Source organism: Kaistella rhinocerotis, from assembly GCF_030243905.1.
In the GTDB taxonomy this organism is placed as follows: Bacteria; Bacteroidota; Bacteroidia; order Flavobacteriales; family Weeksellaceae; genus Kaistella; species Kaistella rhinocerotis.
Genome location: NZ_JASSYY010000003.1, coordinates 95,716 through 107,811 on the forward strand (window position 1 = coordinate 95,716; position 12,096 = coordinate 107,811).

Sequence of the window (12,096 nt, forward strand, 5' to 3'; positions counted from 1 at the left end):
GATCAACAGCCCCCTGTCTCGGTGTAAAAAATTACATTTGTATACCTAACACTTAATTTTCATGAAAAAACTCATCAATAACTATTCCGCTATATTCCTTCTTTTAGCGGGAATTCTCGTGGGAAGCCTCATCGGAATCTTCGCCCCGCAGGCGGTTATTTACCTTAAACCACTCGGCGATATCTTCCTCAATCTGCTGTTTGTAAGTGTAGTGCCACTCGTCTTTTTCGCGGTGGCCAATTCTATAGCTTCACTTGAACAGCAGTCTAAATTTGGGCGGATCGTTATTTCGATGATCGCGACTTTCCTTCTGTTCATCATTATTTCAGCAGTCTTCACCATCATCGCGGTTTACCTCTTCCCTACCGAGGCTTTGCCAAGCACCGGCGGCGAAATTCCCGAGAGCGGAAATTCAACATCGTGGAATGACCGTTTGGTAAGTTTCTTTACTGTAGGCGAATTTACTGAACTTTTTTCCAGAAAAAACATGCTTGCCCTGCTTATTTTCGCATTCTTAACAGGAACAGCTGTAAGAAAGGCCGGAGAGGCGGGTCTTGTGTTTAAAAATTTCCTCGCCTCGGGATTTGAAGTGATGAAAGAACTTTTACTTATGGTGATGAAGGGCGCCCCAGTAGGTTTGGGAGCCTACTTCGCATACCAGGTAGCCACAATGGGTCCCGAACTTTTCGGGTTTTACGCAAAACCGCTCGGACTTTACTATGTTGCCGGCGCGGTGTATTTCGTTGTATTCTTCTCGCTTTATGCCTGGATTGCCCGATCAAATTCGGGTGTGAAATCTTTTTGGAGAAACAACATTTACCCAACACTTACGGCGCTCTCTACGTGCAGCAGTTTCGCGACTATGCCTGCGAACCTGCAGGCAGCGGCGAAAATCGGTGTTCCGGCTGCAATTGCGAACATTGTGATCCCGATTGGCAGTACACTTCACAAGCAAGGCTCTTCAATGTCTTCCATCATTAAGATCTACGTGGCTTTTTTAATAATAGGTAAAGATTTTTTTGATCCGATCAATTTGCTTTTAGCCCTCGGCATCACGGTCTTTGTGAGCATCGTGGCGGGTGGTATTCCGAACGGCGGCTACATCGGCGAAATGCTGATGATTTCGGTTTACAATCTTCCGGTAGAAGCAATTCCGGCGGTGATGATTCTTGGGACACTGGTTGACCCGTTGGCTACAGTTCTCAATTCTACAGGAGATACGGTAGCAGCCATGTTTGTGACGCGTATTTCGGGTGAGAAGTTTGTGGTGCCCGAAGAATAGCACAATTATAAATAATTGTTTCCCGCGGGATAAGTAGGTGTTATAGAAAACATCTGTACGTTATATCAAAAGCGTCCATATATTTTGGTAAAAACGTACGGGTGTTTACTAAAGACATGGCCGCGGCTAAACTGGCAAATCCGGAGACCTTAAAAAAAGAAAAGCTGTTCGTGTGAACAACTTTTGCATATTTACCTTTAGAGATCCTTAGTCCAGACCCAGCGGCCGTGATCGGGAACTGCTACATTGTCCCAATCTGCAAGCAGAGTATCAATGCCAGCTTTGAGTTCAGTTCCACTCATCGCGGTTCCATGGCCGGGCACTAAAATCTGCGGATCTAGTGCCGCCAACTTTTCAACCGATGCTTTTGCCTCGCTCCAGTTCGTGGTCAAATATACCGGCGGGCCGCAAACTTCTTCTTTTTGAATTAATACTTTATACAATGAATCCTGTTTAACGGTAATCAGGGCATCAGCTGAGATCAGAATCCCGTCACGTTCGCGGTACAGCGCAATTTGGCCTGGTGAATGTCCCGGAATATGAATCCACTTCCAATCATCAAAGAAGGGTACGGTTCCATCATCCGACAATTGCTGCAAAACCTCACTGATGTTCACCGGTTCGTTCGGATACACGGATGAGATCTTCGCGAGAACACCACCTTCTACGGACGTGTCCGGCTCTGGGTAACTTTCCATTCCGGTCAGAAATGTAGATTCCAGCGGATGCGCGTAAACAGGTACATTCCATTCTTCTACGAGATGCACGATGCTGCCGACATGATCGAAATGTCCATGCGTAAGGATGATTGCTTTTGGCGGATTGTTCTCCCCGAAGCGCGATTCTGCAACCTTAACGATTTCTTTCCCTGATTTTGGCATGCCCGCATCTACCAAAACCCAGTCGCCACCGGGATTTCCAATCATCACCAGATTGACGATCTGGTTGGTGTAATAAGCCACATCGGGCGCTACCTCGCGGAGTTTCCCGCTGTCAACGGAAGTCATTGGAATAATCTTGTTGTCTTTACTCTGTTCCATAGTACTGATTTTCAGCATTTGAACCAAAAGCGATGCCGTAACATTTCATATCTGTTCTGAAAATTCTTAAAATTTCACTAAAATTCAGATAAAAAAAAGCTGCTCCATAAAAGGAACAGCTTTAATGAATTTAATTTGAATTAAAATTACTGGTAAGCCTGAATTGCTTTGTTAATGGCATCTACCTGCTGATTGATTGTAGTACTCGACGGATTTGCTTTCAAAACCGACATCTTCTTTGCAAGACCGTCGCGAAGGATCTGCACGATCATCATTTTAGCCTGCGGATTATCGCCAATCTGACCTTTAACCTGCGTCAGGATTTTGGTAATGTTCTCCGTCGCTTTCAGATTATCTGAAGTCATGATCCAGTTATAACCTTCCTCAGCTACAGTCCCCAATTCCGGATTCTGGAACTTCAGAAACGGGTAAAATGCCACAGTGGAGGCAATTGCCGGCATATGCTTCTGCATTTTGTTTTTCACGATGATTGGAAGTAACTCCGCAACCAAATCATCGCTGGCACCTTCAAGATCGATCTTATCGGCAAATGATGCTACACGTGCCGGATCAGCGGCCGCAATTCCCGCCAGGGAACTCGCTTTCACCGAATTTGACAACGCGCTGATTCCTTTTTCGAAAAGCGGAAGATATTTTTTGTCTTTGGTCTTTGCAAGCGCTGAAATTGCCGCAGCCTGAACCAAAGTTTTCGGGTCGTTTGCGGCCATTTTCTCCACTTCCGAAATCGCGGCTTTCGCCTGGTCAGCTTTAGACAAATCAAGTCCACTCAGCGCTTTCATGCGGATCCTGAAATTCGAATCTTTAAGTGCAGCTACGAGTGTTTTAAGAGAAGCAGCATTTTTAGCGACATTTTCGCCGGCGTTTTCTACAGCTTTATACCGGCTCAGGAAATCTTTGGATGTAGAATACTGCGTGAAGTACTGCTCCGAAGTTTTATTTTCTGTAATTTCTGCCAGCAAAACACCGTCTGCATTGATGTTGATGAAATCCGGATTTTTTGAAACCGCAAAATAAAAATCGTTTTTGTCTTTCGCACTTACCCAAACGTTTTTGCGCGTCGGTTTTCCGTTTTCATACACATCCAGTGCCAGTGGAAACTCAAAATTCCCACCCAACTGCGTTTGATTCACAGTGATCTGCACCAGCCTCTTTACCGGTTCAAAAGTAGTGGTGTACGAAATTTTCGGATGGCCACTGCCAAAAAACCACTGATTGAAAAACCAGTTTAAATCCTTGCCCGAAACTTTCTCAAGCGAAAGCCTGAACTGATGCGCCTCGCCCGTTCCGTATTCATTCGTTTTAAGATAATCGTTCATGCCCGCCCAGAACGCATCGTCGCCGAGATAATTTCGGAGCATGTGCAGGATAGAACCTCCTTTGTTGTAGGAAACTCCATCGAACATGTCTTCTTTGTTGTGATAATTGAAACGCACCAAATCTTTGGTAACGTTTGACGGATCACGGAAATAACCTTCCGCCGCTTTCATTAAAGTATAATCTGCGAAATCTTTTCCGTACTTGTGCTCATTCCAAAGATATTCCGAATAATTGGCGAAAGATTCGTTAACCGTAAGGTTACTCCAGCTTTCAGTGGTAACCAAATCGCCAAACCAGTGGTGAAAAAGTTCATGTGAAATCACGTCTTCCCAACGGTTTTCGTCTATAAGATCGCCGGGTTTCTGCTGCGCTGATTCCTGGTGAAGAACTGCTGTCGTGTTTTCCATCGCGCCCGAAACGTAATCTCTTGCGGTGATCTGCGCGTATTTGGACCACGGATAATCGTAGTTCAGTTTCTTTGAAAAGAATTCAAGCATTTCCGGTGTGTTCCCGAAAATCTGTTTTGCATAAGGTTCATATTCTTTTTCTACATAATAATCTACCGGAATATTGCGCCATTTGTCTTTAACTACCGCATAATCGCCCACACCCATGAAGAAAAGGTAAGGTGCATGTTTTTTGTCCATCACCCAGTGATCGGTACGTAATCCGTTGGCTTCTTTAACCGAAGATTTCATCAAACCGTTCGATAAAGTCACGTATTTATCAGGCACCGTCATGTAGATTTCCTGCGTGGTTTTCTGGTTGGGTTTATCGATCGTGGGGAACCAGGCCGAACTTGCTTCCGTTTCACCCTGCGTCCAGATCTGTGTGGGTTTATCGGCGTCTTTACCCTGGGCATTTACAAAATAAAGCCCTTTAGCATCGGTGATCGCGGCACTGCCTTTGGTTTTTACCTCGTTCGGACGCGCGGTATATTTAATGTAAACCGTGTAATCCTGATTTCGGCTATAGGTTTTATCGAGACTGATTTTCAGGAAATCATCTTTGTACTGAAATTGTAATGGCGTTTTCGATCCGTTTTTATCTAAAGCCACTTCGTGGATCAGCATAGCTTTGGCATCGAGCACCAAAGAATCTGACGGGTAAAAGTGCGGACTTGCGGTGAGCCAGGCTTCGCCGTTCATCTGCTCTTTCTGATAATCGAAGTTTACCTTGAGTTTAGTGTGTTTGAGTTCTGTAGACTTGGTGTGGGTTTGTCGATAAATCGCTGTTCTACCGGAAGTGTCGGTTTGCGCGAAAACATTTCCTGAGAACAGAATTCCAAGTAAACTAATGGAGAAAATTAGTTTTTTCATATTTATTTAAGTAATTATTTAATTAAGCTTCGATAAAATTTAGATTTTTTTAATGACAAAAGTTTTAAATAAATCATTCACAAACGATTCATAATCGCCTGTTTAAGCTGTTCTTTACTTTTCGTAACGACTTTTCTAAAGTCGCTTTCTGAGTTTGCGTAATCGATAATTTCGACCGATTTTATTCCTTTGATTTGAATTAAAGTTCTGCCATTTTCGCAAAATCAGCATTTTCTTCAATGCTAATTTTTAATGATTTCATTGAATGATTGGTAGTTGATTTTTAGAAAAAGTTATAAAAAAAGTGAAGCTTTCTACTCCACTTTTTATTATTAAATCGTAGCCGTGGCTATGTTTGTGGTTGGGGACTATAATTTTCTAAAAGTAAACTTCAAAATCAGTAGTTTCCAGTAGGATCTGTTTTATATAAATTTGCGCGATTATAGCTTGGGTCATAAGAAACTAGTATCCGATAACCTCCATCATCATCCGGTAAGACATCTTGACCAAAAGCTCCTCCATAAGTATATTTAGTCCAAATAGTATTTCCCATATTATTCGCTAAATGAAGAAACGGTCTACTAGCTTGACTTAACGACTGTGTACCGACTACAATTAAATTTCCTTCCTTCGTTTCTTTTACGGAATTTACTGATCCATAAAAATCAGATTTTTTATGCCAAATTGTGTCTCCAGAAGGTTTTATTTCGAAAATATTGGTTATATCTGATATACCTAATGTATATCCGTAAAATATATAATTACCACTACTTTTCTTAAAAATACCTCTAGCAAAGGCACGTCCAGAATCATTAAAACTACGCTCATCAATTATATTACCATTAATATCTGTTGTAACCATATTGAATTTCACTTGCAAGGGCATATTTGCTAAATATTGCTCCCAAGTAATACCAGATATTTCTTTAGTTCCAATAATAATAAGCTTTTCATCATCAATTAATAAGTCATTAAATACTGTAATTAATGAATTTTCGAAAAGTTTTTCGAAGAGGACATTTCCTTCACTGGATAATTTGGTTAAATAGCCAGAAGAAAGTTTTTGGGGAGTTGAAGATTTAATATCTCCTACAGTATAAATATTATTATTTACATCTTCAATTAAAGATCTAATTCCTGCAACACCTGCATAATTAACATTATATTGACTTATATTTTTGATCCAAACCAAATTACCGTCAAAATCTATTTTCGTAACATTATCTCCGGCTCCTATAATAATATTATTACTATTCGCGCATTGTATCATTTTCATTGAACGACCTCCGACATCACCTTCATAATCTACAGGAAGCATTTTATTCCAAATTTCATTTCCAAATCCATCAACTTTAATAATTGATAATTTCTTTGAGATGCCAAGATATCTTGTATGTCCTAAAATTATGTACGTATTATCTCGCAATTTAATAATTTGATTTGCCATTCCTCCATAATTGGTTTGTGGAAAAGAATATGCTTTGTTAAATTTTAAAAAAAATTTCAATGTATTAAATGTAAAATTAACTTTGGTACCGTTTCCAGATAAATCTTTTGCAATTACTTCTCCTGAATAATTGGTTAACTCATTAAGATTATTTATTTTTAATTCTAAGCGATCTGAATTCGCTAACAAAGTTTTTCCTTGTAATGAAACATCATATTTTACATCATCATTTTCTGGATCTTTGGCTTTTACCCAAGATAAATATGCACTTTCAGAAGTAATACTATCAACTTTTACAGCAAAACTTTCTGGAGGATTATTGTTATTATTTTTCTCATCTATAAGTTCATGTTCACGTGAACATGAAATATGTATCAGAACAATAACTAAATATAAAATTTTTCTATTCATACATATAAAACTTACAATATTATAATTTATTTCAAAAACCTATATCGCAACCGGAGCTTTAATTCCGGGATAAGGATCGTAATTTTCGAGCGTGAAATCTTCAAAATTAAAACTGAAAATATCCTTGACGTCAGGATTGATTTTCATTTGAGGCAAAGGTTTAGGCGTGCGCGAAAGTTGCTTTTGAACCTGCTCAAAATGGTTGTTGTAGATATGAACGTCACCGAAAGTGTGTATGTACTCACCTACTTCCAGATCGCAAACCTGCGCCACCATCATCAGCAGTAAGGCATAACTCGCAATGTTGAACGGAACGCCCAGAAAAACATCAGCACTGCGCTGATAAAGCTGCAGCGACAGTTTACCGTCGGCTACATAAAACTGAAAAAGCGCGTGGCAAGGCGCCAACGCCATATTCGGTATTTCGGCTACGTTCCAGGCAGAAACAATCAGCCGGCGGGAATCTGGATTCTTTTTTATCTGGTCAATGACTTCAGAAATCTGATCCACAATTTTACCGTCAGCGCCAGCCCAACTTCTCCATTGCGCGCCATAAACCGGCCCCAGATCACCATTTTCATCCGCCCACTCATTCCAGATCGAGACGCCGTTATCCGTAAGATATTTGATATTGGTGTCTCCTTTCAAAAACCAAAGCAATTCATAGATAATGGATTTCAAATGCACTTTCTTAGTCGTCACGAGCGGGAAACCTTTAGCCAAATCATAACGAAGCTGATAACCGAAGACGCTGCGCGTGCCTGTTCCTGTCCGGTCAGTCTTATCAGTTCCGTTGTCGTGAATATGTTGGAGTAAATCTAGATAGTTCTGCATTTATATATTTAAATAAAATTAAATCCGGCCTTTAAATTACCAAATGTTTTCGATAAGATTCTGCTTTCCGTTCAGTACGAAACTCTGATTCTGCGCTAAGCCTTTCATAGCCTGTGCTAGCGGACTTTCAGGCGAAATGATAAAAATCTTTTTACCATCGAGCACTATTTCACCCGCCGAAACCGAAATGTAAAAAAATCCCTTTAATGTCTGGATCAACGCACCTCTTTCAACTTTCTGCGATGGTTTATCTGAAATTGTACGCAGCGATTCTAGTTGTTTTAAAACATCATTCAGCTGAACCTGCAAGTTGTTGATTTCCTGCTGCACCATTTCACGCGAGGTTTCGTATTTGTCGCCCATCGAACTTTTGGTTTCGTTGTTGGCGGCACGGGTCTCGTCGATCAGTTTTTCGAGATAAACAGCCTTTTCTGAAAGTTTATCGTGAACGGATTTTAAGATTTCGGCTTTGTTCATCAGCCATTATTTTTGCATCACAGCATAACCGCCAACCGGTAAATAGAAGCTTTTGTCTTTTGCAAAATCTTTCACAGGACCGCTGAACACGTTTTTAAAGACGCCGGAAACATTTAAATCATCAATGGTGAACGGAACATTTTCCTTCGAAAAATTCAGCACCACCAAAACCTCATCATTTCCATTATTTCTTATGTAAGCCAGCACTTTATCGTCTGCAGATGTCTTCAAAACCGTAGTTGTCGCACCAGGATCACCACCTCTCAGGGCGGTATTTGCTGACTTTAAATTCAACATTGTTTTATAAAAATCGTGAAGTTCATAAGTCCCGTTCCAGGGAATCGGGTCTTTCTCGAAAAACTCAAGACGTTTTGTTTTTAAAGGCAGTTCCTGGCCGTTGTAAATGAGCGGAACACCATTCCAGGTGATTGAGAACACGGCTAAAGGTTGAGCAAAAACGCCATATTTCTCATACTCAGTTCCGTTCCAGGTATTTTCGTCATGATTTGAGGTAAACCAGGCACGCATCGATGAATCACCGATGGCGGTATATCTTGATAGCAATGTTTTAAGGTCATCGAAAGTCGCTTTGCCCTCGTTGAAATCTTTGGTTTTATGCATCCAGTTCCAAATATAGCTCGCGTCGAAAACTTTACCGTAATCAGGATTGTCGAGTTCATCAAATTCGCCTAACCAGAAAAGCGGTTTTACTTTTTCCACTTCAGGACGCGCCTGCTGCCAGAAATCTACTTCCACCCAGGCTGCAAGGTCGCATCGGAAACCATCGATATTGGTCTCGCGCACCCAAAATTTCATCGCATCAATCATGGCTTCACGCATTTTCGGGTTGCTGTAATCGAGCTCGATGATATCATCCATGCCGGAAGCGATCTGGAAATCATTCGTCTTTGGATCTATTAGATAAAAATCAGGATTTGTCTTGGTCCACACGTGATCCCAACCGGTGTGGTTCGCCACCCAATCAATGATTACCTTGAAACCCATTTTGTGCGCTTCATCCACTAGATGCTTGAAATCTTCCATCGTACCGAATTCAGGATTTATCGAAGTATAATCCTGCGCTGCGTACTGGCTGCCGAGCGGGCCTTTCTTGTTTTTTTGGGCAATCGGCGTAATCGGCATGAACCACAGCGTCTTCACTCCCATATCTTTCAGGCGTGGAAGTTCCTTCTCAAAAGCACGGAAAGTTCCTTCTTCTGTGTGCTGACGCACGTTTACTTCATAAATATTGGTGGAATGTTTCCATTCATTCGGATGGTCTGTCATGTTGGAGGTTTTTTGTGTAGAGCAGGAAATAAGGGCAGCACCCAGGAAAATGGAGAAAAGTATCTTTTTCATTACTGAAAGGGTTTTGGGCAAATTTATCATTTTTAAACTTAATGATTTGTGCCGGCAAGCTATTAAAATTGAGGCACAGCATAAAAAAACCCCGAAAAAATCGGGGTCTGTATTTTAGATCTCATCTGAATCATCATCATCGAATGTATCATCATCGAAATCGTCTTCGTCGTCATCGAAACTGTCATCATCCTCATCCGGAAAACCTGTAGCCGCGAACTCCTCTTCGAAACTTCCAAACTCATCATCCATCAAAGGCATGGCCGAGTTTTTAGATCTTTTCGCGCCCGATTTACTTGGTGCTTTCAGTGGCATATTTCCGAAACGGAAAACGGTAATAGGATAATTCACAGCCGGCTTTTCATCGATGATTTCTACCAGTTCCAGGAAAAACTCCCACAGATCCATGAAACCGTACTGGAAGTGCACTTTGTCGCCTACTTTTTCGAACGCTTCCTTGACATACACATCAGACATGATCTCGCCGTCACCGTCGTCACTCATATCCTCCAGCGGCACGGTCTTCATCACCATGCCTTCCTCATCCAGAATATTAAAAAGCGACAGGTCTTCGCCCATCAGCGTGAAAGCGCTTTTTATGCCGAGATGTAAATTCCAGAGTGTTTGTTTATCCTTGATTTCAATATCCCTGAAGATATCGTCTTTGGTGTCTAAAATTATGCGGATTTTATAAACCATTTTTGCTTTTAATTTGGGTAATTGTTAGGTTGCAAATATAAAACAATTGGGTGCCGTCAAAAAAAATTGCCCAACCTTTTATTAAAAAAAAATTACTTAAATTTTCCGCCGCTACTGTGCGCTGCGTTCAAGAAAGAAGGCAAATTTCGTTCCTTCGAGGAAGACGCTTTCTACGGTAATATTCTCGCCGTGCGCCTCCAGAATATGCTTCACAATTGCCAATCCAAGACCTGATCCGCCCTCCTTTCGGTTACGGCTGGTTTCCACGCGGTAAAAACGCTCGAAAATTCGCGGCAAGACTTCGGGTTTTATGCCCATACCGTTATCTTCCACTTTTACGAGCACTTTATTCTTCAGGATGTGCGTGCTGATGATGATTTGCGCTTTGTCACGGTTTGCGTAATAAATTGCATTTGAAATAAGGTTGATCAAAACCTGGGAGATCTTTTGTTTATCGGCATTTACGAAGATTTGCGCATTTGACGTCTGTAGCTGAACCAGGGCATCTTTGCGCTCGGCTTCAAGGTCGAGCAGATCGATGATCTCTTTTATAAGACCGTTGATTTCAAACCGCGAAATCTGCAGCGAAATTTCCCCATATTCATACTGATTGATCATTTCAAGATCCTGCACGATGTTCAGAAGACGCTCCACAGATTTCTGTATTCTTTCGAGGTATTTGTCACGTATGGCCAGATTTTCTACGCCACCGTCTACCAGCGTCTCCACATATCCCTGAATGGAAAATAGCGGCGTTTTCAGCTCATGGGAAACATTGCCGACATATTCTTTCCGGTAAGTTTCCATCTCCTTCATGGTGTCGATCTCGGTCGCGTTCTTTTGGCTGAGCTCGGTAAAGCGCTGCTGCAAATCGTGCAGGTTCAGATTGTCGTTTTCCGGCACGATATCTTCAGGTAAAATTGTCGAAATTTCGCGGATCTGTTTCTTCCCGTATACATTGAAAAGAAAATCAAGGATCACATAATTCAGCACGAAAATAACCACAATACAAGCCGCCAGAGCAAGATAGAAACCCTGCAGATCGCGGACCGCCGTACTGTGAGAATAATCGAAAAGCACGGCTACCAGCGACATGGCAACCGTAAGATACAGCGAAGCAAGGAGCGTAAGTCTGTGAAACTTCATCAAAAACTTTTAAACCACTAATTTATAGCCAATCCCTTTCAGCGTCTGAATGGTGCCAATGCCAAGTTTCTCACGCAGGCGGCGAATATGCACGTCGATGGTGCGTTCGCCCACGATCACATCATTTCCCCACACTTTTTCGAGGATTTCCTCACGTTTAAATACTTTATTGGTGTTCGAGGCCAGAAGATAAAGCAGATCAAACTCTTTCTTCGGTAAAAGAAACTGCTGCCCTGCCTTTGAGACGCGGAAGTTGTCTTTATCGATGCTTAGATCGCCGGCGGTCACAGTTTGTTTGGCTTCATACACATTTGAGGTAAGTTCAAGCAGCGCATTTACTTTTGAAATAAGAATTTTTGGTTTAATGATTTTCACAATGTAATCATTAGCGCCAGCCTGAAAACCTGCGAGCTGAGAAAACTCCTCGCTTCGCGCGGAAAGAAATACGATAAGTGTCTTCTGAAGTTCAGGGATTCTCCGCAAATCCTGGCAGGTTTCTATTCCGTCTTTTTCAGGCATCATCACATCAAGCAGGATCATATCGGGGACGATTTCTTTGGCTTTTCCGATGCCTTCATTGCCGTTTTGGGCTGTGTAAACATCATATCCCGCTTTTTCGAGATTGTAAGACAGGATTTCGAGAATATCCTGCTCATCATCTATTAACAGTATTTTTTTCTGATTCATTTTAAGACTTTAACCTTTCAAAGTTAGTCAATTTTAGAGGCGATAAAACGCCCAGAA

10 protein-coding genes are annotated in these 12,096 nt (G+C 41.6%); 1 reads left to right on the top strand and 9 read right to left on the bottom strand.

Translation table 11 applies throughout. The features are described 5' to 3' along the window. Positions 1 to 61: 61 nt before the first annotated feature. Positions 62 to 1,282, top strand: a complete 1,221-nt coding sequence (locus QEP06_RS10135; RefSeq protein ID WP_285270152.1) for a dicarboxylate/amino acid:cation symporter — start codon at positions 62 to 64, stop codon at positions 1,280 to 1,282. A 197-nt stretch (positions 1,283 to 1,479) separates the two neighbouring features. Here QEP06_RS10135 and QEP06_RS10140 read toward each other — a convergent pair whose 3' ends face one another. From QEP06_RS10140 to QEP06_RS10180, 9 genes are all read right to left on the bottom strand, one after another. Then, a complete protein-coding gene (locus QEP06_RS10140) occupies positions 1,480 to 2,322 on the bottom strand; it encodes an MBL fold metallo-hydrolase (RefSeq protein WP_285270153.1) in 843 nt (280 codons plus the stop codon). A gap of 146 nt (positions 2,323 to 2,468) precedes the next feature. After that, entirely contained in the window at positions 2,469 to 4,979 is a 2,511-nt protein-coding gene (locus tag QEP06_RS10145; RefSeq protein ID WP_285270154.1) for a M1 family metallopeptidase, read from the bottom strand. 397 nt (positions 4,980 to 5,376) lie between these two features. Continuing rightward, positions 5,377 to 6,837 carry a fibronectin type III domain-containing protein gene (locus QEP06_RS10150; RefSeq protein ID WP_285270155.1) on the bottom strand — a complete coding sequence of 487 codons (1,461 nt, stop codon included), beginning with the start codon at positions 6,835 to 6,837 and terminating at the stop codon, positions 5,377 to 5,379. 39 nt (positions 6,838 to 6,876) lie between these two features. Further along, positions 6,877 to 7,671: a thymidylate synthase gene (locus QEP06_RS10155; protein ID WP_285270156.1), complete on the bottom strand. Its 795-nt coding sequence runs from the start codon at positions 7,669 to 7,671 to the stop codon at positions 6,877 to 6,879. A 36-nt stretch (positions 7,672 to 7,707) separates the two neighbouring features. Next, positions 7,708 to 8,148, bottom strand: coding sequence for a hypothetical protein (locus QEP06_RS10160; RefSeq protein WP_285270157.1), 441 nt, complete (start codon positions 8,146 to 8,148; stop codon positions 7,708 to 7,710). Positions 8,149 to 8,154: 6 nt separating this feature from the next. Beyond that, positions 8,155 to 9,507, bottom strand: a complete 1,353-nt coding sequence (locus QEP06_RS10165; protein ID WP_285270158.1) for an alpha-amylase family glycosyl hydrolase — start codon at positions 9,505 to 9,507, stop codon at positions 8,155 to 8,157. A gap of 114 nt (positions 9,508 to 9,621) precedes the next feature. Then, positions 9,622 to 10,206, bottom strand: a complete 585-nt coding sequence (locus tag QEP06_RS10170) for a plasmid pRiA4b ORF-3 family protein (RefSeq protein WP_251833820.1) — start codon at positions 10,204 to 10,206, stop codon at positions 9,622 to 9,624. Between the two features lie 111 nt (positions 10,207 to 10,317). Next, the gene (locus QEP06_RS10175) at positions 10,318 to 11,352 is read right to left on the bottom strand and encodes a sensor histidine kinase (protein WP_285270159.1); all 1,035 of its coding nucleotides are present in this window, start codon (positions 11,350 to 11,352) and stop codon (positions 10,318 to 10,320) included. Between the two features lie 9 nt (positions 11,353 to 11,361). Continuing rightward, on the bottom strand, positions 11,362 to 12,039 hold the full coding sequence (locus QEP06_RS10180; protein ID WP_251833822.1) for a response regulator transcription factor: 678 nt from the start codon (positions 12,037 to 12,039) through the stop codon (positions 11,362 to 11,364). Between the last annotated feature and the right edge of the window lie 57 nt (positions 12,040 to 12,096).